This window comes from uncultured Psychroserpens sp., from assembly GCF_947501425.1.
In the GTDB taxonomy this organism is placed as follows: Bacteria; Bacteroidota; Bacteroidia; order Flavobacteriales; family Flavobacteriaceae; genus Psychroserpens.
Window position 1 is genome coordinate 1 of sequence record NZ_CANMVN010000011.1, and the last position, 26,605, is coordinate 26,605.

General features: G+C 34.7%; 20 protein-coding genes. 14 read left to right on the forward strand and 6 right to left on the reverse strand.

Annotated features, from left to right (window positions below):
- Window positions 1–956, reverse strand: a 956-nt coding sequence (locus tag Q0951_RS16190) for a hypothetical protein (protein WP_299339155.1), incomplete at its 3' end; no start/stop codon positions are given.
- A 234-nt stretch (window positions 957–1,190) separates the two neighbouring features.
- Window positions 1,191–2,597 carry an MATE family efflux transporter gene (locus Q0951_RS16195; RefSeq protein ID WP_299339158.1) on the reverse strand — a complete coding sequence of 469 codons (1,407 nt, stop codon included), beginning with the start codon at window positions 2,595–2,597 and terminating at the stop codon, window positions 1,191–1,193.
- Between the two features lie 952 nt (window positions 2,598–3,549).
- Here Q0951_RS16195 and Q0951_RS16200 point away from each other — a divergent pair.
- From Q0951_RS16200 to Q0951_RS16225, 6 genes are all read left to right on the forward strand, one after another.
- Window positions 3,550–4,215 carry an HAD family phosphatase gene (locus tag Q0951_RS16200; protein WP_299339161.1) on the forward strand — a complete coding sequence of 222 codons (666 nt, stop codon included), beginning with the start codon at window positions 3,550–3,552 and terminating at the stop codon, window positions 4,213–4,215.
- 208 nt (window positions 4,216–4,423) lie between these two features.
- The gene (locus Q0951_RS16205; RefSeq protein ID WP_299339164.1) at window positions 4,424–7,366 is read left to right on the forward strand and encodes a hypothetical protein; all 2,943 of its coding nucleotides are present in this window, start codon (window positions 4,424–4,426) and stop codon (window positions 7,364–7,366) included.
- Between the two features lie 107 nt (window positions 7,367–7,473).
- Window positions 7,474–8,625 carry a serine protease gene (locus Q0951_RS16210; protein WP_299339167.1) on the forward strand — a complete coding sequence of 384 codons (1,152 nt, stop codon included), beginning with the start codon at window positions 7,474–7,476 and terminating at the stop codon, window positions 8,623–8,625.
- 25 nt (window positions 8,626–8,650) lie between these two features.
- Complete coding sequence (locus tag Q0951_RS16215) at window positions 8,651–9,445, forward strand: hypothetical protein (RefSeq protein ID WP_299339170.1); 795 nt, start codon at window positions 8,651–8,653, stop codon at window positions 9,443–9,445.
- A 390-nt stretch (window positions 9,446–9,835) separates the two neighbouring features.
- Window positions 9,836–10,123: a DUF2188 domain-containing protein gene (locus Q0951_RS16220; RefSeq protein WP_299339173.1), complete on the forward strand. Its 288-nt coding sequence runs from the start codon at window positions 9,836–9,838 to the stop codon at window positions 10,121–10,123.
- Window positions 10,124–10,455: 332 nt separating this feature from the next.
- Window positions 10,456–12,030, forward strand: coding sequence for a hypothetical protein (locus tag Q0951_RS16225; RefSeq protein ID WP_299339176.1), 1,575 nt, complete (start codon window positions 10,456–10,458; stop codon window positions 12,028–12,030).
- 130 nt (window positions 12,031–12,160) lie between these two features.
- Here Q0951_RS16225 and Q0951_RS16230 read toward each other — a convergent pair whose 3' ends face one another.
- A complete protein-coding gene (locus Q0951_RS16230) occupies window positions 12,161–13,891 on the reverse strand; it encodes a DUF2207 domain-containing protein (protein ID WP_299339178.1) in 1,731 nt (576 codons plus the stop codon).
- A gap of 3 nt (window positions 13,892–13,894) precedes the next feature.
- Window positions 13,895–14,449 (reverse strand): LemA family protein, encoded by a 555-nt coding sequence (locus Q0951_RS16235; RefSeq protein WP_299339181.1) that lies wholly within the window; start codon window positions 14,447–14,449, stop codon window positions 13,895–13,897.
- 839 nt (window positions 14,450–15,288) lie between these two features.
- Here Q0951_RS16235 and Q0951_RS16240 point away from each other — a divergent pair.
- From Q0951_RS16240 to Q0951_RS16270, 7 genes are read left to right on the forward strand one after another with little or no spacing between them, the layout of a single operon-like run.
- Window positions 15,289–18,066, forward strand: coding sequence for a DEAD/DEAH box helicase family protein (locus tag Q0951_RS16240; RefSeq protein ID WP_299339183.1), 2,778 nt, complete (start codon window positions 15,289–15,291; stop codon window positions 18,064–18,066).
- Between the two features lie 2 nt (window positions 18,067–18,068).
- A complete protein-coding gene (locus Q0951_RS16245; RefSeq protein WP_299339186.1) occupies window positions 18,069–18,446 on the forward strand; it encodes a hypothetical protein in 378 nt (125 codons plus the stop codon).
- Window positions 18,447–18,455: 9 nt separating this feature from the next.
- Window positions 18,456–20,090: an N-6 DNA methylase gene (locus Q0951_RS16250; protein WP_299339188.1), complete on the forward strand. Its 1,635-nt coding sequence runs from the start codon at window positions 18,456–18,458 to the stop codon at window positions 20,088–20,090.
- Window positions 20,090–21,607 (forward strand): restriction endonuclease subunit S, encoded by a 1,518-nt coding sequence (locus Q0951_RS16255; RefSeq protein ID WP_299339191.1) that lies wholly within the window; start codon window positions 20,090–20,092, stop codon window positions 21,605–21,607. The genes Q0951_RS16250 and Q0951_RS16255 overlap by 1 nt, the downstream gene beginning before the upstream one ends.
- Window positions 21,604–23,241: a restriction system-associated AAA family ATPase gene (locus tag Q0951_RS16260; protein WP_299339194.1), complete on the forward strand. Its 1,638-nt coding sequence runs from the start codon at window positions 21,604–21,606 to the stop codon at window positions 23,239–23,241. The genes Q0951_RS16255 and Q0951_RS16260 overlap by 4 nt, the downstream gene beginning before the upstream one ends.
- Window positions 23,242–23,244: 3 nt before the next feature.
- Window positions 23,245–24,288, forward strand: coding sequence for a hypothetical protein (locus Q0951_RS16265; protein ID WP_299339196.1), 1,044 nt, complete (start codon window positions 23,245–23,247; stop codon window positions 24,286–24,288).
- A gap of 2 nt (window positions 24,289–24,290) precedes the next feature.
- Window positions 24,291–25,133 (forward strand): GIY-YIG nuclease family protein, encoded by an 843-nt coding sequence (locus Q0951_RS16270; protein ID WP_299339199.1) that lies wholly within the window; start codon window positions 24,291–24,293, stop codon window positions 25,131–25,133.
- Window positions 25,134–25,161: 28 nt separating this feature from the next.
- On the opposite strand, the gene Q0951_RS16275 is transcribed toward Q0951_RS16270, so the two are convergent.
- Together Q0951_RS16275 and Q0951_RS16280 are read right to left on the reverse strand one after the other, a co-directional pair.
- Window positions 25,162–25,692 (reverse strand): Pvc16 family protein, encoded by a 531-nt coding sequence (locus tag Q0951_RS16275; protein WP_299339202.1) that lies wholly within the window; start codon window positions 25,690–25,692, stop codon window positions 25,162–25,164.
- A 166-nt stretch (window positions 25,693–25,858) separates the two neighbouring features.
- Window positions 25,859–26,044 carry a hypothetical protein gene (locus tag Q0951_RS16280; RefSeq protein WP_299339205.1) on the reverse strand — a complete coding sequence of 62 codons (186 nt, stop codon included), beginning with the start codon at window positions 26,042–26,044 and terminating at the stop codon, window positions 25,859–25,861.
- A gap of 103 nt (window positions 26,045–26,147) precedes the next feature.
- Here Q0951_RS16280 and Q0951_RS16285 point away from each other — a divergent pair, with 103 nt between their 5' ends.
- Window positions 26,148–26,555 (forward strand): DUF2452 domain-containing protein, encoded by a 408-nt coding sequence (locus Q0951_RS16285; RefSeq protein WP_299339206.1) that lies wholly within the window; start codon window positions 26,148–26,150, stop codon window positions 26,553–26,555.
- Window positions 26,556–26,605: the final 50 nt, after the last annotated feature.

Sequence of the window (26,605 nt, forward strand, 5' to 3'; positions counted from 1 at the left end):
CCATCATCGAAGGTCCAGTTGATTACAAATGTCCCTTGCGTGTTATAGGTCAGTGGATCACTTGTGGTTCCTGTGAGCGTGCCTGAGCAGTTATCCGTTGTGGTTGGTGCTGTAGCTGTGGCTGAACATTCGCCTGTCACATCAGATAAGGTTGGTATCACTGGATCAGTAACATCATCGATAATCACATTCTGGTTTTGAGTACTTGTGTTTCCGTTACCATCATCATAAGTCCATATTACAACTGTAGTACCTTGTGTATTAATAGGAAGTGTTGCATTATTAGTCACAGTAATTGTTCCACCACAATCATCTGTTGCTGTCGGTGCAGTTAAACTTGTGACTTCACATTGGGCTGTAATATCTGAAAGATTTGCAATATCAGGAACTGGAGCCGTATTATCGACCACTGTAAAAGTCGCTATAAAATTAGCCCCAAAGTTTGAAATAAAATGTGTACCATTACCATCAATTAAAGATTCATAGTTGGCTAATGTATACACTTCAATAGTATAGGTCCCAGGAGTTAAACCTGCTAAAATATCTATTCCAGCTGCATTGGTTTGCCAATTTTGATCATTACTTGTACCAGCACAATAATTGAACGTACCAAGATCTGAATTATATAATATTTCAAGCTGACTGAAAGCAGGTGGCGTTGCGCCTTGATAAATTCTATAGTTTAATTCAGAATAACTAATGTTATGATCACCGCATTTATGTGTTAATTGTTGAGCACCATTTAAAATAAATGTATCTCCGCAATTAAATGGACCAAAAGTATTTCCCTGAAAATTAGGATTACCAGAATTAAACAGATTAAAGTACTGATTTCCAGATCCGAAATCTAGTATAATATTACTTTCATCAACTGATGATTCATTTTGTGCAAATGACAAATTAACTCCTACCAGAAGGAGCAAAACGCTAATAATTAAACGACATCCTTTCATCATTAATAACTTTTATACACAAGTTAACCTACAAGCACAGTCGTCTATCCTAAAATGGAAAAACCACCAAGACTGTAAATTTGCTCATTAAATTTGGGCTATTAATCAATGTAGGGATTATTAAAAGTACATCGAAACAGTGGTGTTCAACAATTTAATCGTTAAACTACCAAATTTAACTTTTAATGTTGATTTTCAGACATATAATACGTGAAAAACACATGATGGAATAACAATTTAGACCTTAGTAAGCTTCCAGCGACCTTTTCTAAACCAGATAATGGCTATGATTGAAATGAGAACTTCTGCCAGAACAATAGCCAGGAAAACACCCATTGGTCCGAAATCAAAACTGATGGCCATGAGATAGGCAAATGGTAATTGAAACAACCAAAAACAGATAAAATTAATAATGGTTGGTGTAATGGTATCTCCTGCACCATTAAAAGAATTGATGACCACCATTCCGTAAGCATAGAAAATATAGCCTGCAGCAATGACACGAAGACAAAGGCTTCCGTTTTCAACCACATTAGGCTCTTGTGTAAACCACGAAATGATCTCTGGTGCAAATACGAGATACGCAATGGATACTAAGCCCATAAAAATGGCACAATACTTTCCGGTTTTCCAAACAGATTGTTCGGCACGTCCAGGTTGCTGGGCACCCAGGTTTTGCCCAACCAAAGTGGCTGCCGCATTACTCATTCCCCATGCTGGCATAAAGGTAAACATCATCACACGAATAGCGATGGTATATCCAGCGAGCACTTCACTACCAAACTCACTCATGATTCGCATGAGAAATACCCATGAGGACGTTCCAATCAGGAATTGCCCAATACCACCTAAAGAGACTTTGATCAAGTTAAGCATCACAGCGACTCTCAGAACGACATCTTTGAATCCGACTTTAATTTTACTCCATCCATAGAATAACACTAGTAATTGAAAGAGCACTGCAGAACCTCTTCCGATTGTGGTTGCTATAGCAGCACCTTCCACGCCATATGCTGGAATAGGTCCGAAACCAAAAATAAACATCGGATCCAGAATAATGTTCAATCCATTAGAGAGGATCAAGGTCCACATGGCAATAGATGCATCACCTGCCCCTCTGAAAACTGCATTAATTAAGAACAGTAACATGATGGTTACATTTCCGCCGAGAAGCACCTGCGTGTAACCGTAACCTTCTTCTATCAAATCGGGTTCGCCTCCCATGAGATCTAATATTTCCTTCGGAAATAGGATACCAATAACACTAATAACTGCTGCAACAGCAATACCGAGGAAAATGACCTGTACAGCAGCTTGCGAAGCTCCTTCATTATCTTTTTCGCCAATACGACGCGCTACAATAGCAGTGGCTGCCATGCTGAGTCCGATAGCAACCGCATAAACCAATGTGATGACAGATTCGGTGAGACCAATAGTTGCTACAGCATTGACACTCACTTTAGACACATAGAAGATATCGACGACAGCGAAGATGGATTCCATGAGCATTTCGAGGATCATAGGAATAGACAACATAAAGACTGCTCGTCTGATGCTTCCGGAAGTAAATTCTTGTTCTTTACCAGAAACCGCAAGTTTGAGGTATGAGACAAATTGTTTGAATGATATGTTTGATTTTGACATGATTGTTGGCTGTAAAATAGACATGACAACGTGCGCGAAACTCGTTGTAATTTAGGTTATCACTGTGATGTGATATATTCTGAAGTGTGGACTTAAACAATCATAAGGCTGTAAAGATGCGATTTTCTTTTTAATTATCAAAAAAAATACTTTTTCATTCAGTTTTAATGATTACACAAAGCTCATTAGATATATATCCAACATCGTCAGAATCGCTGTTGGCATTATCATACGTAAAACACATTAAGCATAGCTGAAGCCTTGAAAGCTGTGTAATGTTTTACTTATAGTTACATTGACATTCAAGTCAATGGAAATACCTTAGACAGTAAAAGACTTTTTTGGTAGCTTTTTTAGTCTTTGAAAAAGTACTTCTAATATATTTCAATACTTTTTTCATTGATAAAAAAGTATTCAAAAAATCTAGCCTAAACTTTAAACCTTACCCAAATTAGCATTGAAAGCTAAACAAAAAGAACTCAACTTTACTATTTGTAAAGTCTCAGACAACTTTTTGTTTTTAACGCTTACTTCTACTTTTGGGTGCCAAGGTTTAAACTTAGGGCGTTTTATGCTATCGTGATTACTCAGGAAGTGAGTAAGATACATTTCCGACATCGTCGGAATCTGCTGTCGGCAGTATCATCAATAAAATACGTTAAAAATAGCTGAAGCCTTGGAAGCTATGTAGTGTTTTATTTATGGTTTCATTGACATTCAAGTCAATGAAAATACCTTCGACAGTGAAGGACTTTTTTAGTAGCTTTTTTAGTCCTTTAAAAAAGTACTTCTAATATATTTCAATACTTTTCGCATTAATAAAAAAGAAGATCATAACACTTCATCGAACTTAAATGTCAATAATCCTATTGTCCTCACATTTGTCTATAGAAACTATTGATTATCAAAACCTAATTACATATATTCGTGATGCTAATTAATTCAACCAACAATGTTTAAAGCTGCCTTATTTGATATGGACGGCGTTGTCGTAGACTCCGAGCCATTACACAATAAAGCCTACTACCAAATGTTTGACGATGTCAACATCGAAGTCTCAGACGAGCTCTATGCCTCATTCACGGGTCAGTCTACTTTAGAGATTTGCAAACAACTCATAGACCATTTTAAATTGCCTTTAGGTCCGCAAACCTTAGTCGATATCAAGCGTCATCATTTCAAGCATCTGTTTGATACCGATACGTCATTATCGCTTATTGATGGTGTGCATGAGCTTATCAAAGATTATCACAGTCATGGGATGACTTTGGTCCTCGCCTCTTCGGCATCGATGACCAATATCAATCGCGTGTTTGAACGCTTTGATCTGAATCAATATTTTGTGGCTAAAATCTCAGGTGCCGATTTAAAAGCATCTAAGCCTCACCCTGAAATTTTTGAAAAAGCTGCAGAACTGTCTGGTCATATCCCAAACGACTGCTTTGTGATTGAAGATTCTACGAACGGAATTGCTGCTGCAAAAGCTGCAGGATTATACTGTGTAGGCTTTGATAGTTTCCATAGTGAAGATCAGGATTATGACAAAGCCGATCTAGTGGTATCAGATTTTAAAGCGATTCATTATGAGCAATTAGAAGCGAAACTGGCGACTGCATAAGTAAGAAAATTTTTATACCTTTAAATACTTCTCTAAGGCAACTAGGTCATTGGTGAAGTTAATTTTGTTGACGAAAGTGATTTGTATAGTTGAGAATACAAAACACTTTACACATAGTATCACGAAATATACCCAACATTGGGTATGGTGTTTTGTGTGCTTTGCTATTAATTTTAGAACGTCAAAATATTAACTAAACCAACCTAAAATGAAATTTCGTTATTATTACTTCTTACTAATCTTGATTAGTTTAAACTTTTCTTATGCTCAGAAATCAGCACCAGTTGCTGGCGATGCAGCTGCACTAATCGATATTTTAAAAAAAGACTACAATAGTGTAAGTCCAGATAATAGAGCCGAAGAAATCATGAAAGACAGAGCTAAAGCTATGTCTATTTTTAACTCTTACATGGCTACTGATCTCGATGTAGACATCGACGACGCAAAGCTTATTTCTAAAAAAATCATTAAATCAAGTGGAGATGACATTCTAGACATTGACAATATGAATATGGCTAATATAAACACTAATGCTGGTGTATATGATGCTAAACTAAAAGCGTATGAAGAGCAAAAAAATAAACTTCAGGATATAAAATCGCTTAATATCTCAGGAAATGGAAGTACTATAAGCACCTTAGCGAGAGAATCAAATGCATTACATATAGCCAAGTCTGAATACCTGAAAGCCAGTTATTATAAAGATGTCAAAAACTTGGTTGCCTTACGGGTTAATTATGATGATAATAATTATATCAAATACTGTATTGAATTATTCATAAAAAAGTATGCGACTTTACAAAACAATGACATTGATACGTTTGCAGCACAGAATTATCAATCGTCCATTCAAAAAAGTTTACCATTTTTAGGAGGTGATCTCGCACTTGAGACCTTAATTGATGGTCTTAGTAGATTCCTTGCAAAACGCATCAAAGAAGAGCTAACAACTTATGTTGTAGATCAAATTAAGGATAATCTTAATAACCCAAAGCCTTCGAGTTACCTCAATGAGTTAATGGTATTATTACCAGTTACCACTGACTATATTAAAAGTTTTGAAGCCGATCAGGTTTTAAATTTTATTGACGAAATCAAACAATATATAGAAGGTGACTTAAATAATTTATTATCAAACGCAACACATCTTAAAAGTACACCTAGATTTCAGGCTATTCTCAAAAAACATCCAGATTTAGATTTTGCATTCGAAGCCTTAGAGATTTATCCAAACATATCAAAAATTAAGAATCCAATAGACTATTTCGATCTCATAGGTTCAAGTCGAAACATATCTCGATGGTCTGATGTTTCAGAATCCAATAATTTAAAATTCAATTTAGCCAATGGAATTAAACTTTCAAATATGCTTGCGCATAGCTTAACAATTACTGAGCAATCTGAAACGAGATTCGTATCAACTGACTTTATTAGTAATTATGGGTCTGAGCTTAATTTTTATTTATTATTCACTGGTTTTCTTAATCAGCAAAACATCAAATACTACGATATAAAATTTAAAAACGGAAAAACAACTACTTCTCTGGATTTTAGTAAAATAATGGATGTAATAAGTGCAACAACCCTTGATGCTACAGAGAAAAAAGCAAGGTTTTTATTTCAGGAGATCTCTCAAATCGCTATCAATGCAGAAAAAATACATAATGACGCTTTAGCTATTAAAAAAGCAAAAAACAATAGCGATAAAGTTGACATCAAAGATGTTCATGGTCTTATAAAAGGTATTCTTGAAATGGCTCTGGAAACTGTAAAAAGTGCTGATAAAATCTTAGATACAACGCAACCATTAAAGACTTTAGCTATCACACTACCAAAATCTCTTGAGGCATATACAAGTTCTTATTTCAAAATTGCAAATACTAGTAATGATATCGTTCTGGATATTCACACCAAGAAATTTAGCAGTGCAATTATTAAAGCAATAGAGCTTCCATCCTATTTCAACTATAATGGATTTGATGCTTCAAAAATTTACAATCTTCAGCAGCAACTTCTCAATGTGCAACAGTTTAATGTCATCCGAACAGCTTTGGTTGCCACAAAGATTCCTAAAAATAAAGATGAACGTCAAATTTTAGAAAGCAATCTATTATTTCTTAAAGCGGCTATTCAGAAAAAAAACAATGCTAATCTCAATACAATTATTACGAGTATTGATACTGCTATTGGTTTGGTTCAAACTAATGCATCTAATAAGGCGTATAAAGCGGCCAGAGATCAGGTAGTTAGTCAGTTAAAGACAAATTTCAAGGCAGCGCTTATTGAGTTCGCCTCAATAAATATTGATAATACAATTACCACACCACTTACAACTTATCTTAACAATACTATTAGTGACCCAACAGTTAGAACACAAATATCGAAAGTAACAAATACATTTATCGAAAGTCTTTTTTCAAAGGTTATCACTTCAGATACTATTTCATTTAATGAGCTTAAGGATGATGAGCAAGTAAAGGAAGCCACACGACAATTCAGAATGTACATCGAAGCTTATTTACCAGAATTAGTTGTAGACACCTTTAGAATTAAAGACCAGAACCTCATTAAGATCATCCATTTTATCAATGACATAGCCATTTCAGAAAATGATGAAGACGTAGAAGCGGCGATTTCAGCGTTTGCCTTACCTTCTGGAAGTTATGCCTTAAAGAAAAAACGAGGTGATTATATTGCTATAAATTCGTTTCCAGGACTTCTTACAGGTTTTGAACAACGCTCTATTAGTGATTTAGAATTTAACACTCTAGCATTTACTGCTCCTGTAGGTATTTACACCAAATTGAGCAATAAGCACAATCTGGGATTATTTGTTCCAATTATAGACATTGCTGCTCCTGTAAGGTTTAGGTTAGATGATGATAATACTACGAATACCTTACCTGAATTTAATTTTAAAAATATCATTGCACCTGGTCTTTATATCACTTGGTCGCCTCTTAAAGGCCCGTTCTCATTCAATTTTGGTGCGCAATATGGTCCAGAACTTGAAGTGATTGAAACCTTTACTGATCCTATGACAGGAGAAACCTCAACATCTGCAAAGACATTTGACGATTCCTTTCGAATTGGTATTGGTGTAACACTTGACATTCCTTTATTCAGCATATATAATAGACCTCGTAACTAATGAAATTATGTTGTTTATTCATAGCGATTCTTATATCGTTTAACTGGTGTTCAGCTCAAGATAAGCCGAGTGAACAACAAGTTAAACCGAAAGATTCTGTACAAATAATGAGTCAACAACTAAAAGATTCGACAGGTACTAGAGTCAATAAGTTAACAGATTCCTTAAAAGTAAAACTCAAAGCACAGGAGGAAAAAAACGAGTTGAAACAATTGAAACTGAACAGGTTTAATTTCTTTTCACCGCAGAAGGCTGTTCAAACCATTGAAGTGCCGCCTCCACCACCTCAGGCTATAGAAAAAGTAGAGCAAATAGAACTGTATCAGGAGAAACGGGTTGAAATTATTTTGGAGTCTATGTCGCAAGAGTTTCAACAAGAGTCTGTGATAGTTGATGAAGACTTTGAGGCCGAATACGAAAAAGCTATAATTGAAGACCTTGACAAGGAAGTCATTTACAATACAGAGCGACTCAGAGGTCCGTCACGTTACGACAGTCGTGTGGAAGTTAGAACCCTTAATCCAGACATCAAATGGCAACGCACAATTCTGAAGAAGAACAAGTCGGTAGCCATAATTGTAGAAAAAGAGAAATTAAGTCTTATCAACGAACAGTTTTATCAAATAGATATCTCTACTTCTTTAGAAAATTTTTATAATCTCTGCGGAAATGTGCCGTTCAAAAACCAGCCTGTTGTAGGTGTAGGAACCGCTTTTATTAGTGGATCAAATCAAATGACAACGGCAAAGCATGTCTTTCAGCGTAATTTGGAGCACTATGTAATTGTATTCGGTTTTGAACTGTTAAATAAAAATGGGATTGTAGAAGCTATCGTTCATAAAAAAAATGTGTACACACCAATTTCAAAAGTATATAATAACGACTATTACGATGTCACTACAGTAGCATTAGACCGTGAGCTTAACAGACCAGTATTGACTTGGGAAAACTCTAAATTATTAGATGATAGAACCGAAGTTTATATGATAGGTCATCCTAGTGGAATCCCAAAAAAAATAGCCTTAAACGCCGGGATTTTAGACAATTCAAATTCACACTATTTCTATACGACACTTGATAGCTTTCAGGGAAATTCGGGCTCACCAGTTTTTAACAGGCAAACTCATAATGTGATAGGCATTCTTGTATCGGGAGAATTAGACTATAAGTTTAACGGGAGTTGCAACGAAATTAATGTGTGTAAACTGCCCTATTGTGAAGGTGAAAAAGTAGTACGAATTGATAACATAATGAACTAATAATTAATTTTTAAATACATTTAATATGAGAATCAAATTAGCGTGGCTAGTTATATGTGCTTTAAGCACAGTAGTATCAGCTCAAAATTTAGACTGCAAACCAGATCCGTTAAATAGGACGCAGATACTTGATAATAATGATCCAAGTTCTTACACATGCTATATGGAAATGCGAAGAGGATGGACAAACACAACACTAGGAACGGGAATTTTAATTCATCCTAGAGTTGTTCTAACTGCTGGTCACAACACCGCATTTTTTATGTTTAGTAAATCTTTTCCATTTGTCTTTTCATCCGTGAAAAATGTCACATTGTATTTCGGCAGTACCGATGAGGACAACTATATCATTAAGCAGAATGTCAGACTTAAAAAAGGCAAAACAAAATTTTTTAGTGATGGGTATTGGTTATCTCCCAAAATAGAAGATGACTTTTCTATCATCATACTACCCGATGATTCTGTATATAGAGCATTAGGTGGTCATTTTATTGTAAAACCAATGACTTCTGAAACTGATATCGATGGTCCAATCAACATTACAGGATCACCTGGAGACAAGGATAAATTCCAAATTTGGACTGCTCATACTAATAATTTTGCTGTGAATGGTTCTAAATTATCATACGATATATTCACAGCTCCCAGAAATAGTGGATCACCAATTTGGTTTAAAAATGCTAACAATGAGTATCAAATTGCGGGTGTGCATTCTAGAGGGACAAAAGGTATAGGTTGTAATTCTGCTGTTTTTATTAATAAAAAAACTTATGATACGATTGTAGAGTGGTGTGCCACTGCAGGAATAGACTTTGAATAATAGTTTATCTTGATGAATTAATAATATAAACCAGTTCGGTTAACACACATTCAATAAAAACATCTAGCCTGAACTTTAAACCTTACCCAAATTACCATTGAAAGCTAAACAAAAAGAACTCAACTTTGCTCCTCGCAAAGTCTCAAACCCTTATTTGTTTTTGACGCTTTCTACTGCTTTTGGGTCCCAAGCTTTAAACTTAGGGCGAAGTGTAAGTTTTAATAAAATCGTAGTTATACTAATATCCTATTTATTTAATATCTGAGTAAGATACATGTCCGACAACGTCGGAATCCGCTGTCGGCAGTATAGGACTTTTTTGGTAGCTTTTTTGGTCCATCAAAAAAGTACAACTACATTTACAACAGTAAGACAAAGTCTCATCAACCCATGCCCAAACAAAACTCAATAGCAAACGACATCCAAAACCTCATTCAAGCCATTTTAAAAGCTTTGGGTTACAACACCAAACGGAAACGCACCTGGCATCAACATGTGGTGCCCTATCAGGACGGTTGGGCAGTTCGGAGAGAAGGTAACAAACGTATTACGTCTAAGCACCGAAAGCAGAGCACTGCGATTAATAAGGCTAAGGTATTAGCTAAGCGCTATAAGGCGGATGTGATTATTCATCGGGAAAGTGGTGGGATTCGAGATCGTATCAGTTATAAAGAATAATCATAGTTTAACTGCATGGCACACATTCTTAAAATAAAAATTTAGAAATCTATGTAGATTTACTACTAGAGCATTGAAAGTTTTCAAGATTCGACTCAATCAGAAAAATCACACTTCTTATTGTCAATATATAGTTTGTATTCTTCGAGATACTTTAGGGCAGCACTCCTCTAAATACTCTCTAATACTGATATAAATCATTTCATCCGCTTTTTAGTTTCGGTAACTTTAAAATTCAAAATTGGAAGTAAAAAGCTACATAATTTATGCCAGTGGTTTACGGTAAAAGGAAAAATAAACATCATAAAGCTTAACATATAAAACATCAGATTATGAAAACCAGAATTCTTATTGCGCTGATTGCTTTTTTTGGGAGTTTTCTAACTTCTGCACAAAACGTTTACAATATGTATCCTAATTATCAGCCAGGACCTGAAAACGTTATTTACAAACTTACACATGCTTACGACGGAACAACTAGAGGAGAAATTTCGCCTGTTATGCCTTTAGAAGTTAATGGTAAACATAGGCAAGGTTCTGTATTGAGTAAATGGCCAAATCACAATGATGCAGATATTGATTTGTATGAGATTAAAGTGGTTAACGAAGGTGTTTTATCCATTGTAGCAAATCCTATTGCATATAATGAAAAAGGAACCTTATCACTACGTATTTATGGCAATGATAATAGAACAGAGGACGGTTTAGTTCTTAAGAAACTCAGTATTAAAAGTTATGATAGCTATAGAAGAGATGACGGTTGGAATGTTACAGATAGTGCTTCTTTTTATGCTTATCCTGGTACTTATTATTTAGTAGTTGTTGGAAAATATGGTGAAGGCCAAGGTAAATATTTACCATTAACGTATCAAGTTGGTGTGATACAAGATCTTAATGTTAACAGTTATAGTGGAAATTTAGGAACAAACAGAGGCGCGTACAATCCTAATGTTAGTGCAGGCTATCCCATTGATTTAGGAATGACGGCATTAAATAATAATAGTATTAACGTTGTGAGTTCTTTAAATATTGAAACATGGATGCGTAGATCAGAAAACAATAGACTTGCAAAAAAATCTGCCTATACACATAATAACTCAAGAGATGTCTTATGGTTTACTCCTAGTGTCTCAGGGAAAGTGTATTTTCATCTCGAAGCATTTTCGTTAGATGCTATGGACGTTTGGCAAAGGGCTTGGCGGAAATTTAATACAAAAGATGTTTCAGAATACCCTTTATTTAAAGTATTGGTCATGCATAAAGGGGTAAAAACTTCGACATTGGTTGATTACAAATCAGATTTTAAAGGTCATATGGATGTTGTTGCTGGTGGAGAATACCAAGTAAGCATTAGTAGTAAGGGCAATCGTCCTGCGTATTACCGTATGTACATCAGTTATAGTGAAAAGATACCGCCTTTAACTATAGGTGCTAACAATACCTTTAATAATGACCAAAGTCCTGATGATATATATGAAAATGTGGATATTTTTGAAACTTCACCTGATGATAATAATCAAGATAATGGTAATATAAATGACCGCATTGAATTATTTGATGACTCACCTAACGACATAAGAAATAATGAACTTAGCGGTATTTGGGGCAATAATTATATTGCGTTTCAAATAGACAGTAACAATGCGAGTTTGTTCCAAACAACGGATATAAACTATTGGCAAAATTATAATATTGATAAAGGCAGTCTCATATTAAAAAATATTCAAAAAGCAGGGAACAATAAGTGGCGATGTGAAGTCATGTGGCTATTCCCAAATACATCATATGTACTATGGATGTCAGGAATTATTGAAATGAGTAGCGATGGAAACTCCATTACTATTATCAAAAAGAATCCATGCGATGGAAGTCTTGCATATCAAACGTTAAATAGACGGATTAATTAGGACACTGAAGGCTCTTTTTAAAATCGAACTTCAATCGGGTCAAATAGAAAACCTTACTATGTAAAAGATTAACTCCTTAGCCGCAGGAAGGCTCAACAAATCACGGAGTTAAAACTATAAGAAGCGACAACTACCAGCCGCCTCCACCGCCTCCGCCTCCGCCGCCACCAGAGAATCCGCCGCCGCCAGAACCACTACCACTACTCGATGGTGGTGTTGCAGACCTGCTAATAGAATTAGATAATGACGAATTTAAGGTATGGTTAAAGGTTGAGAAGTTGGTCACACGACCATCGTACCATGTTGGCTGATAACTTTGGTCAACCATAGCTGTGTTGATGAGCTTCTGAAATTTTTCGCCCCAGACATCTTCAGCTCCCAATACAATAGCATAAGGTAAGAGCTTTTCAAAAATTTCTGGTGTCAAATCTGGCGGATTAAAATGTGCTATTTGCTTATCCTCGGCAGCACTCATGTACATTTTAAAGCCTTCAATCAATGATTTAAGTTTCAACTTTTCTAAACTAGGTTTTCTGATTAAATATTGATAGATCAAAAAGCAAATAATATTAATCACCAAAAACACACCGAATATCAAGCCATCATTATCGCCTTCAAAGTATCGTGAAGCAAGTATAACAAATGACACAACATATGCCACTATAGTAAACAATGGAATTAACCAAAATTTGTAATTAAAGCCTTCATAAATTAATCCGTGATGCTGTTGTTTTAGTGAGCTTCTAAATGCTGTAACAGCACTTAGTATTTTAGAATCGTATTTCCCATTTAAGGTGATTTGGTCTTCGTCAGAGAATAACTTCGAGAACAGTACGCGCTCTTCGTTATTAAGCATCCCTGTATCTTCCTTTAATTTATGAATGATAAACGTTTGACTTTTAAACAAGCCAAACACATAGTCTTGTGTTTCTTCTTTAATTTTAAGATAGCCTTTTACAGCTAAATTTAAAATCGTGCCTGTAATTAAGTCGCCATGATAGCGCTGTTTATCTAACATCCCTATAGAAGCAGGTGTCATTTGACGTGGCACTTCAAACTGTGGAATCACGGTTGGCTTTGGTGGATCGATACCAAATCTCAACCAGGTGTATCCGTAATACAGCAAGAGTAATAAACTAATACATGAGCTTAAAATGAGCGCTCCAAACTTTTGAAAAAATGTTGGCGGCGGAGGTGGTGGCGGTTGGTTCACGCTCCCTTTACCAAACCCTACCGCAACAGTTAAGTTTTCGCCAGCCCTTAAATCATTAGCACTAAAACGTATGCTATTCTCAGATAGTAATGTTGCACTACAGTTGGTACTACTGCTACCATAGCGTCCTGTATAACACGCATTTTGTATAATGTGACCTGTTGATGGCAATGTGATGTTACAGGACACCTCACCAAACGCTAAGTCCCAATCAAACCCATTGACATTCCAGTAGAGTTCATCATAGGTTTCAAAAAAGCGAATTTGTCGACTCATGCTATACGTAATGGTATAGTCATAGGTCCCTTCAGTTAAAAACACATCCTTATCACCTACATAGATGGTGGTAGTCCCACTGCCTCTCTCGGTGTGATAGTTTGATGCACTACCATCTCTTTCTACAGAAAGAATTTTAAAATCGTGTCTTAGCTTGTTACCAGCACTATCCACACTTACCGTTGGGAGAGTTCGAGTAATGCCTCTTTTAAAAATAGTGCCATTGGCATAAATTTTAATCGACTCTTTTACCGTAATGGCACTTGAGGTATCGACTACAATAGCTGAATGAAAAGACAGCACGCTTTCACTTTGCGAAAACAAAGCATAAGAGTTGCTAACCAGGAGTATGATGCATAAAAGTTTCTGCAACGCTTAGAATTTTACTTGTGGATTTTCTCGTTCTTCAGAACTCTCAATTTCAAAAAATTCGGCTGTCTTAAAGTTGGTCATCCCAGCAATAATATTTGAAGGAAACGAATCAATTAAAATATTATAATCGCGTGTGGTGCCATTATAGTAACGTCTGGATTTTTCAATATCACCTTCAATCACCGATAATTCGTTTTGCAGATTTAAGAAATTTTCGTTGGCTTTGAGCTCAGGATATTGCTCAGCCACAGCATATAGGTTAATCAACGCCTTGTTTAACTGATTTTCAGCAGCTTGTTGTTCATTAACAGTAGTTGCATTTTGAGCTTGGCTTCTCGCTTTAGTCACATTCTCAAAAGTATCTTTTTCGTGTTTGGCGTAGCCTTTTACAGTTTCTACGAGGTTGGGAATTAAATTATAACGTTTTTTTAATTGCACGTCAATACCACTCCAGGCTTCACTGACTAGGGTCTTTAATTTTACCAATCTGTTATAAATGCCAACACCGTAAAATGCGGCTAACACTAGAAGACCAATTAATACATACAATGCTTTCATAATCACTTATTTTAATATGAACTAAAGGTATTGAAAAATTAGTAAAATGATATCATGCCAATGTAATTATTCATCGTGAAAGCGGTGAGATTTGGGATTGGGTGAGTTATAGAGATTTATGTAGGTTTTCAATGTTATAAATTAGATTTAATCTTTTTTGCATTGATCAAAAAAGATTCAAAAAAATCTAGGCTGCACTTTTAGTTCTTGAAAACCTGTCAACAAGGTTTATCATGCGCATGGCAATCGCTGCGCTAGGCCATGCTCCTCTGCCCTCCACTTACCTTGCCTTGATGTTACTACAAACCAAAAACGGATACCACCTGTAAAATGAAAGTCAAATGCTATACTACCAATGTCATTATTCATCATGAAAGCGGTGGGATTTGGTATTGGATGAGTTATAGAGATTTATTTAGGTTGTCAATGTTATAAATTAGATTTAATCTTTTTTGCATTGATCAAAAAAGATTCAAAAAAATCTAGGCTACATTTTTAGTTCTTGAAAACCTGTCAACAAGGTTTATCATGCGCATGGCAATCGCTGCGCTAGGCCATGCTCCTCTGCCCTACACTTACCTTGCCTTGGTTTTACTACGAACCAAAACTGATGCCACCAATAAAATAAAATGTATACCAAGCGCTATAACTCTGATGTCATTATTCATCGTGAAAGCGGTGGGATTTGGGATTGTATAAGTGATGGCAACGACTAGCTTGATACAGCAAGGTCTAGCCTTACTATTTTTACTGTAAAATCCCTTGCCCACTCCAAGGCTTTTTTTATCTTTAAACTCTCCCTTTTAGATTAATATCAATAGCACTTGATATAGACTTTTGTGAACGAAAAACAAACCAGAAAACAAATTATAGATAAAAATCTGCTTTCAGCGGGCTGGAATATCAGTGACCAAACTCAAGTGGTCATTGAGTCGACTTTGGGCTCTAATTCATTAAATGAACCAGAAAAAGACTACTCAATTCAATTCAATGATTATGTTCTTTTAGGCAAAGACGGTAAACCATTGGCTGTTGTTGAGGCAAAGAGAACATCCAAAGATGCAGAATTAGGCAGAGAGCAAGCTAAACAATACTGCCTAAATATTGAGCAAGAAACTGGAACCCTACCATTTTGTTTTTATACCAATGGACACGAAACGTATTTCTGGGATTTAGGAAACTATCCACCAAAGAAAGTAATAGGATTCCCAACACGCGATGATTTAGAACGCTATAAATTTATTCGTAAGAATAGAAAGAAGCTTGCACAAGAATTAATTAACGTAGACATCGCTGGTCGAGATTATCAAATACAAGCCATTCGTTCAGTAATGGAAGGCATGGAAAAGAAACGCCAAAAGTTTCTTTTGGTTATGGCAACAGGTACAGGAAAAACGAGAACTTGTATAGCGTTAGTCGATGGACTAATGCGAGCAGGTTGGGCTGAGCGTGTCTTGTTTTTAGTAGATAGGATTGCATTACGGAATCAAGCCTTGGATGCTTTCAAAGAACATTTGCCTAACGAACCTCGTTGGCCAAAAGTTGGTGAGAAAAGTATCGCGACAGATAGACGTATTTATATATCTACCTATCCAACTATGTTGAATATTATTAGAGATGACATCGATACATTATCACCTCACTTTTTTGATTTAATTGTTGTTGACGAATCGCATCGTTCCATATACAATACCTATCAAGAAGTACTAAATTATTTTAATACAACTACTCTAGGTTTAACGGCAACTCCAACCGATGTTATCGACCATAATACGTTTAAGTTATTTAACTGTGATGATGGTTTACCTACGTTTGCCTATTCCTATGAAGAAGCTGTAAATAATATTCCGCCATATCTATGCAATTTTCAGGTGATGAAACTGCAAACGAAATTTCAATCTGAAGGAATTAGCAAACGGACTATAAGTCTAGAAGACCAAAAACGCCTAATTCTTGAAGGGAAAGAAGTTGCTGAAATAAATTTTGAAGGTACGGAACTCGAAAAAGCGGTCGTCAATAAAGGTACTAATGTTACCATTGTAAAACAATTTATGGAAGAGTGCATCAAAGACCCAAATGGTGTGCTTCCTGGTAAGACGATTTTCTTTTGTTCTACGATAAGCCATGCAAGGCGAATTGAAAAAATATTTGACGCTTTATATCCTGAATATACTGGCGAATTAGCTAAAGTCATGGTTTCTGATGACCCAAGGGTTTATGGTAAAGGAGGCTTATTACATCAATTTACCAATAATGATATGCCTAGAGTGGCAATAAGTGTTGATATGCTCGATACTGGTATCGATGTGCGTGAGCTAGTGAATTTGGTATTTGCAAAACCTGTCTATTCTTATACTAAGTTTTGGCAAATGATAGGGCGAGGCACTCGTCTTTTAGAGCCTGCCAAAATGAAGCCTTGGTGTCCAGAAAAAGATGTGTTTTTAATTTTAGATTGTTGGGACAATTTTGAATATTTTAAACTCAACCCAAAAGGTAAAGAACTAAAAGCTCAAATTCCATTACCTGTACGTTATTTTGGTCTAAGACTCGATAAAATCGAACTCGCGCTAGAACTGGATAAAAAAGATATTGCTCTTAAAGAGATTAATATACTTAATGAGCAATTAGCGACATTACCAAAGCAATCTGTAGTAATTCAAGATGCTCAATCTGATTTGGCTAAACTTAAAACCAAAGATTTTTGGAATAACTTTGGCCTAGAGCAAATTGAATTTTTACGTTATCAGATTCAACCCTTATTTAGAACTGTATCTCAATCCGATTTTAAAGCCATGCGCTTTAGAAAAGATGTTCTGGAAACATCTGTAGCACATATGACAGAAGAAGCCGAGCAATTTGATGCACTCAAAGAAAACATTAAAACCTTAGTAGAAGAACTACCTTTGTCTATCAATAGTGTTTCCAAGCATAAACCATTCATCAATAAAGTGCTGAGCAATCATTACTGGAGTGTTATTGATGATGTCGGATTTGATGAATTAGCAGATACCATTGCACCTTTAATTCATTTTAGGGAAACCAAAAAGACAGGGCAATCGTCAAGCTTTGATTTTAAGGATATCTTACTGACAAAGGAGTTTGTGGAGTTCGGTCCAGCAAATGAAGCTGTAAGCATTTCTAAGTATCGTGAAATGGTAGAACAGCGCATCAATGAATTGACAAAACGGAATCCTATTCTACAAAAACTTAAAGTAGGACAAAGCATTACAATCGAGGAAGCAGAGCTATTGGCAGAAGAGCTCTACGAAGAAGATCCTCACATTACTGAAACCTTATTACGCAAGGTTTACAATCATCAAAAGGCAACCTTAGTACAATTTGTAAAACATGTTTTAGGTATTGAAATTCTGGAACGATTTGATGATCAAGTGAGTAAAGCCGTGCAGCAATTTATTGCAGAACACAATACTTTAAGCACACATCAAATTGAGTTTTTGCATTTACTACGAGATTACATTATAGAAAAAGGTACTATTGAAAAGCGTAATTTAATAGAAGCGCCTTTTACTATCATTCACCCAAAAGGGATACGTGGTGTATTTTCACCAAATGATATCAAGGAAATATTAGTGCTAACTAAAAAAATTGTCGCATAATTATGATAAAAGATATCAGATACAAATTGATTGAACTTGCAAGACAAAAAACGACTTGGACATATTCTCAATTAAATGAGCAATTAGAACTTGGGCTAAATTTCAATAATGTTTTAGATAGAGATTTAATTGGTGAATGGTTAGGTGAAGTTTCAGTTCATGAATATAGTAAAGGAAGACCTTTGCTTAGTGCCTTAATTACTCATAAACTTGGAAAGCGAGAACAAGGTGATGGCTTTTATAAACTTTGTGAGAATTTGTTAGGCAAAGATTGGGAAGATTTAAAGGCAGATAAAAACTGGGAGAATAAAATGATAGCAGACTGCTATACATTTTGGTTAGAACTAGATAATTATAAAAAGTATAAAAACGATTACTAAACTATTACAATGAGCTTAATAAGCAGTAACCCACAAATAGCATCAAAAATTAATGACCTCTGGAACAAATTCTGGTCTGGTGGTATATCTAATCCACTGACAGCCATAGAGCAGATTACCTATCTGCTTTTTATGAAAAAGCTAGATGAGAATGATTTGAAGAAGCAATCTGATGCTGAATTTACCGGTGATGATTATGTTTCAATATTTCACGGTGTATTCTATGCAACAAAGCAAGACGAAGAAAAGCAACAAAATGGTGTTGATAAACAAAGTTTAAGATGGAGTTCATTCATACGTAAACCAGCAGATGAAATGCTGCAACATGTTCAACGATTTGTATTTCCTTTTATACAGAGATTAGATTCAAATGAGTCTCCATTTGTTAAGCATATGGCGAATGCTGTATTCATAATCCCTAAACCGTCTCTACTTGTTGAAGCCGTAAAAAGTATAGATAGTATTTTCAAAGAAATGGAAAAGGATGCTCAGGAAAAAGGGCACGATTTCCAAGACATACAAGGTGATGTCTATGAAATGCTACTAAGCGAAATCGCTTCTGCTGGTAAAAATGGACAATTCCGTACACCTAGACATATCATCAAATTGTTGGTAGATATGGTAAATCCGCAATTAGGGCAACGCATTGTAGACCCAGCTTGTGGTACAGGTGGATTTTTGTTAGGAGCCTATCATCATTTAATTACCAATTTAAATAAGGACAACTCTAATGTAGAACCCGATGAAGATGGGTTTAGATTAACGGGAAGAAGTTCTAAACTTACAGAAGACGTTAAGGAAATTCTCGGTAAAAGTTTGCAGGGTTATGACATTGACCAAACCATGGTGCGTTTAGGTTTAATGAACCTCATGATGCATGGTATAGACAGCCCACAAATAGACTATAAGGACACCTTGAGTAAAAGCTATCACGAAACCAGTGAATATGATGTGGTGTTGGCAAATCCACCTTTTACAGGTAATATAGACAAAGGAGACATTAATGAAGAACTCACCTTAAGGACCACTAAAACCGAACTATTGTTTATAGAGCGTATTTACAACATGCTAAAAATGGGAGGAACAGCAGGTATTGTAATCCCTCAAGGTGTGTTGTTTGGTTCTGGTCGTGCCTTTGTAGACGCACGAAAAATAATGATAGAAAAATCACAGTTAAAGGCTGTGGTCACTTTGCCGAGTGGCGTTTTTAAACCGTATGCAGGTGTAAGTACAGCTATTTTAATATTTACCAAAGGTGGTGAAACCGACAAGGTGTGGTTTTACGATATGGAAAGTGATGGCTACACTCTAGATGATAAGCGTAACAAACTGACAACAAAAGATAATAAGAATGATTTTGGAGACATCCAAGACATACTTATTAAGTATAAAAGTAAAAAACCGGATAGCGAAAACGACCGAAAGCGCAAATACTTTACCGTGCTTAAAAAGGAAATTGTAGATGAAAAATACGATTTAAGTTTTTCGCGCTATAAGGAAGAAGTTTTTGAGGAAATAGAATATGAAAAATCAGAGGTGATTTTAGCCAAGCTATTAGGAGGTAAAGACGAAAACGATAATGAAATAAAAGGTTTGGAAAAAGAGATTTCTGAAAAGTTAAAGGAGTTAAAAGAGTTGTTTTAATGGCTGAATTTAATTGGAAAAAGGTTGAAGACTTTGCTGATGTAATCACCGGTGGAACACCATCAAGAAGAGTAAAGGAGTATTGGGATGATGGAACAATTCCTTGGTTGAATTCAGGTGAACTTAATCAAGACATCATTACCTACACACGTAATTATATAACAGAAAAAGGTCTTAAAAATAGTTCTGCGAGACTTATGCCAGCTGATAGTGTGCTTATTGCATTAACTGGCAGTACAACAGGGAAAAGCGCATACTTAACATTTGAGGCTTGCGCAAATCAGTCAGTAACAGGTATTTTACCTTCAGTTAACCACGACTCTCAATATTTATATCAATTTTTCAAAACTCAAAAGGAGGCTATTTTTAGAAAAGCTTGGGGAGGAGCACAACCGCATATCAGTCAGAAGTTTGTGAAGGAATATAAAGTTCCTTTACCATCTCTGGATGAACAAAAACGCATTGCCAAGGTATTAAGTGATTGTGAAGCTTTAATAGCCAAACGTAAAGAAAGTATTGCACTTTTAGATGAGCTCTTAAAATCTACTTTTTTAGAGATGTTTGGGGATCCTGTTAGGAATGAAAAGGGTTGGGATTTAAAAACTATAGAAGAATTTTCTAAAAAGGAAAAGCATTCAATTAAAAGAGGTCCATTTGGAGGAGCTTTAAAAAAGGAAATATTTGTTAATGATGGATACTTGGTGTATGAACAATATCATGCATTAAATAATGACTTTACCTTTGCTAGATATTATATAGATGAAAAAAAATATAAAGAGTTAGAGGCTTTTTCTATTAAGCCTGGTGATATTATTATTAGTTGTTCTGGAGTAAATTTGGGTAGGTTAGCGATAATTCCTGACAATTCTAAAAAAGGTATAATTAATCAAGCCTTACTTAAAGTTACTCTTAATCAAAAATTAATGTCAAACATCATGTTTGTACATATATTCACTAATCCACATTTTAAACAAAAGTTTTTTGGAAATGTTCGAGGAAGCGGTGTTCCAAATTTTCCACCAATGTCTTCCTTTAAGAGATTTAAATTTATTTGTCCACCAAAAGAACTTCAAAATAAATTTGTCGGAATAGTCGATAAAATTGAAAACATCAAACATCTCTACCAAACCCATTTACAAGAATTAGAAAACTTATACGGTAGTTTAAGCCAAAAAGCTTTTAAAGGAGAGCTGGATGTGAGTAAGGTAGATATTTTTAATTATCCTGATAAATCACAATCTACGAATTATACAACTACAGTAAAAGAAACACAAGATAATCATACAAGCAAGCTGGACTCATTGAATGTTGAAATGATTTTAGATAAAATCATAAAAAACGATATTAAAAAAGAACTATTTGGTTTAAATGAAATTGAAGAAATCTTAAGGCTGAAAAAAATCAATATTAATAATAGCTTAATAAAAGATTTTTTAAGAAAATCTATGTCAGATAATTCAATAGAACAAAAATATAGTGGAGAAACTCGTTCTGTACTATTTAAAATCAAGAAATGAAATTAAAGAAGTTAAAACTACTTTCTAAATTTAGAGGCCTTCCAAAGGGTTACGAAATTAATTTTTCTAATCATAAGAATGACGAATTAGCCATTAACCCAATTTGTTTTATTGGGCTAAATGGATCAGGCAAATCCAATTTATTAGAGTTAATATCAGAAGTATTCTATTACTTAGAAAACTTCAATAGAGCTTCGACAAAAGAATTAGGAAGGTTAAAAACTAGTTTTGGATTTGAAATAGAATATTCGCAATCAAAAATTACATTGTACGAGAATGGTTTTTACTTATCAGATTTGGCTAAAGAATTAATCGATGATAAAGATGTCATAAAAATAGTATCAATTAATAAGAAACCCGATGAATTACCAGAGTTTAAAGTAAGCTTTGATGCCAATAAGAGAAAAATTAAATTAGAAGACGAGGCACAAATTTTTGCAGTATTACCTAGGTATGTTTTAGGATATTCATCAGGTATGAATGAACTATTGAGCAATCCATTTATAAAAATGGATTTCGATTACCTTAAAGAAATAAACCAAAAAACAACTGAAGCCAAAAGATCTACACTCGAAATAAACAGATTGTTTTATCTTAATTATAATTCAAGTAAATTGGTGACTATTTGTAACTTAATTTTTGACCTTGAAAATATTAAATCTTTTAAGGACGAATTGCAAATCAAAAAACTAAATTCATTTTCAATTAATATTAAACAAGAGAAAACAAAAGACAATAGAGATTATTTCCCTTCAGAATTAAATTTAGCAATTAATACCTTTCAGAGTCTAGACCCTTTTTTTGACAAAAAAGAAAAGACAAGTCTAAAGTATAAAGATATAGTAGAATATCATTTCAATTTCACCTTGAATAGTGCTGTAATTGAAGGTTTTAAGAATGAGTTTAAGACACCCATTAATCTGTTTAGAATCCTATATAATTTCCAGATTTTAAACCTTGATTTAGTTGGAAGAAAAACAGTAAATAGAATTAAAAACACATCTGCAAAATCTAAAAATAATTTATCAGATTTAATTCCAAAAAAAGAAAAGGATCAATTAGTTTTCTCGATAGACAGTATAGCCTTAAAAAAAGAAAAAGTAAAGGATTCTGTTTATTTTAAACAATTGTCTGATGGTGAACATCAAATGCTTCAGGTCCTTGGCAGTATAGCTCTATTTAACAACAAGAGTACTTTATTTTTATTAGATGAACCTACTACACATTTTAATCCAGAATGGCGTTCTAAATTTATTTATTTAATGAATCAAAGTGTTGGTGAAGATGAACGAGAACAAGAGGTTTTACTTACTACCCACTCACCATTTATTGTGTCAGACTCTAAAAAAGAGAATGTAATAAGAACAATTAATGGCAATAAAAAAACATTCGAATATCCATCGGAAGAAACTTATGGAGCATCAGTAAGAATTTTATTAAGTAAATTATTCAATCAAAAGAAAAGTATAGGTGAGTTTTCATACGGTGACTTGTTCAAGCTCTATGAAAAGGTAAATTCTATTAAAAATGAAGAAGATATACAATTTATAAAAGATGAATCCTTAAAGTTTGGTGATTCCCCTGAAAAAATAATGCTATTCCATTTGCTTTCTCAAAAAATAAAATCTTTTTAGTTTATGAGGCAACAATTTGTTTTCAAATCATCAAAATTAGATGATTTAAATAATCAATTAATATTTTTCTTTGAAGCTATTTACTTTCAAAGCTTAACTGCAGATGTTGCTTGGAATGATAATTTTATCCACTATAAATTAAAACCAATTTATGATAAGTGTACTAAATTAAGAACTCTTTTAAAAGCAGTTCATTCAAACTTTGTACTTTCTTCAAGTAATAACAAATTAAAAGTATATAATGCTGCATTAAATAGCTCAAATATAGAAGCTATTTGTAATACAACTATTAATAGTTTAAACAAGAAAGACTTAAGCCAGAACGTTGGAAATGCAATACATGATTTATATAAATACATGTATTATCAACTTCCTCAAACAAAGATATTTAAAAGTATTTATGGAGAGTTAATAGACCATTATAAGGCTTTAAAAAACGCCACGAGAATTAAAATGTGTCCTTTTTGCGGTTTAGAGCCAATAAAACCACTTAAATCAAAGGTTAAACAAACGTATGATCATTACTTAGCTCTATCTGAATACCCATTTCATGGCATTTGTACAAAAAATTATGTGCCTACGTGTAGGACTTGCAATGAAGACTATAAGCATAGCAAAGATTCACATTATTTAAACCCGCAAAGAACAATTAGAAGAAAACTATTTTATCCATACGGAACATATAATTACCAAGTAACTTTAAATCTTCTAAATATAAGTTTGGATAACACTAATTTAAAAATAAATAATTGTAATGTTTCTGTTAATTGCAGTGATTCAACTTTACAGAACGAAGTTAATTCCTGGATAGATATTTATGAAATAAATACACGATACAAAAATATAATTGAAGATGATTCTGATAATTGGTATGTGGAATTTTTTGATTTTCTAACACTAAAAGTAAATGATGGAACCTATGTGAGCACACCTCTTACATATAATGATTATTTAGATTCATTATCTGTTCAGGAGTCTACCAATAATTCTTTTTTGAAAAAGTCATATTTTGAAAATATTAGACCGTTAACCACAGTTTTTAATTAACTATGACCGTAAAACCACAAACCATACAAATATTTTTACCAGACGGTTCACCAACCAGTATTCGTGAAGCTGAGTTAACTAACCGATTAGTCAAAGCAATATTATTTCCAAGAAATAAAATGCAAGAAGCCGCCAAACGTGAGTTGGTAAATTTTACTGGAGTATATTTTTTATTTGGCACTAATGAAGATAGTACAAAATCAAAAGTCTATATCGGTGAAGGTGAAGATTGTTTTAAACGCATCCAATCTCACAATCGTAATAAAGATTTTTGGACACATTGCATTATTATATCCACAAAAACGGACGAGTACACCAAAACAGATGGGAAATATTTAGAACACCATTGTCTTCATAAAGCTCAAGAAATAGGTCGATATGAAATTGATAATGATACGGGATCTAAAAAACCTTCAATTTCAGAAAGTAGAGAATACGATTTACTAGATAATTTTGAAACAGCTAAAATTTTATTGGCAACCCTTGGTTACCCTATTTTTGAGGAAAAACGAAAGGCGAAAAGCAACAAAGAAATCTTTTACTGTAAAAGCAAAGATGCTGAAGCACAAGGAGAACTCATCGATGATGGTTTTCTGGTTCATCAGGGTGGGAAATGTAAAATTAATGAAGCTAAAGGTCTTGGTACTTGGGTTTCTAGATTAAGAAAGCAGTTATTAGAAGATTCAATTTTAAAAGAAGAAAATGGAGCCTATGTTTTTCAATCAGATTATATATTTAATTCATTAAGTGCTGCTGCTGCAACTATCCTCGCGAGATCTGCTAATGGTTGGACATCTTGGAAAGATAAAAATGGAAAAACCTTAGATGAGTTAAAAAGAAAATAAATCGCTTATATTATAATTCAAACCCAAATCACTCCATAACCTCTCGATCTCCCTCAATAGACACCGCAGGTGTAACGCCAATATCTGCTGCCACCACCACACGTAATTGATACACCACAGACGGCTGGTAGGCTGCGCCTAAACCTTGCCATAAGACCGATTGCCCTTCTAAGGTTTGGGAATAAGCTTCTGTTGTGATACGCTCGATGTGCTTTGGGAGGTTGACATAGGTTTGCTGACTAAAGACTTCATGGCTTTCAAACCAGGCCATAGCCTCCTCTAGATACCTGATCCCCTCGTCATAGGAGAGTTCAGGATTTGCAGAGATCAGTACGAAAAGTTTTTTGTGCGTTGGTGTACTACTCCCAGAACGTTGCCTACTGATAGCCACATGTTGGGTATGCTCTGCGTCAATATTAACTAAAGATAAGCGCAATGGTGTTTTGCTGGTTGTTGACGTGACGCCTGCAATACTAATCATAGCATCTCTGGACTTAAATGTGTGTTTTAAAGCTGTATCTAAAGTGAGATGAATAAAACGAAGCGTGTCTAATAGCATACCTGTGGTTTAATAATGAACATATCTGTGTTGTGTTGATCTTTCAGATGATGAGCACACGCCTCACCTATCATTTCGGTCGACTTTATCGTAAGCACGAATTAACCAAATGGCCCAAAGCACGACGCAAACGGACACAAAAATCGAGAAATATAATACGATGTCGTTAGCGTCCATTTTTGATTTGTTTTAAAAAGATCACAATGCCTATAAGCGTTGGTGCCCAAAGTCCTACAAAAATCCCATGGAGCTCGTCTCCTGAGAGGAATAAATATTCGGCTACTACAATGATCAATGCACACATGGTGAGCATAAAGAGATTGGAAGGGCCTAATTTTTTAATAAAATTCATTAATTGCTGATTGGTTATTCCTCTAAGGTAGAAAAAAAATTAACATCGTCTTAACTTTCACCACAATTAAATGCGCTTTATCTTTGCATAAAGCTCAAACGCTATGTCTACAGACAAAAAACCAGATCAGGTCGTCTTTGACGAGAACACCCAACGCTACGATGCAGCATTAAAACCTTATGCGACTAATGTTGGTGCGCCTGCGATTCAAACCTCTGGTAATTCGACCTGGAAAAACCGAAATATCCATAGGGCCAATCAGCAGATACAAGCGAAATACTTAGAGCTCAAAGCCGAGTATGAGAAAATGATGGAAGCGCTGGAATACAATAATCTGGTCTATAATTCGCGCTATAACTTCGAGCCTATTGTTGGTGAGACCTATCACCTCTATCGTGATAAAAACGAAAAACCGTTCTTGTCGATTATTGCGCCTTCCGACTGCAACTTTGATTTTATTGGGAGCTTTGCATTGAATAGTGAGTTTGTGTGGAGGAAAGTGGAGAATTAACTTTTATTATATTCTTTTTTCCATTGATGAAAAGAAGAACTTCATTATAA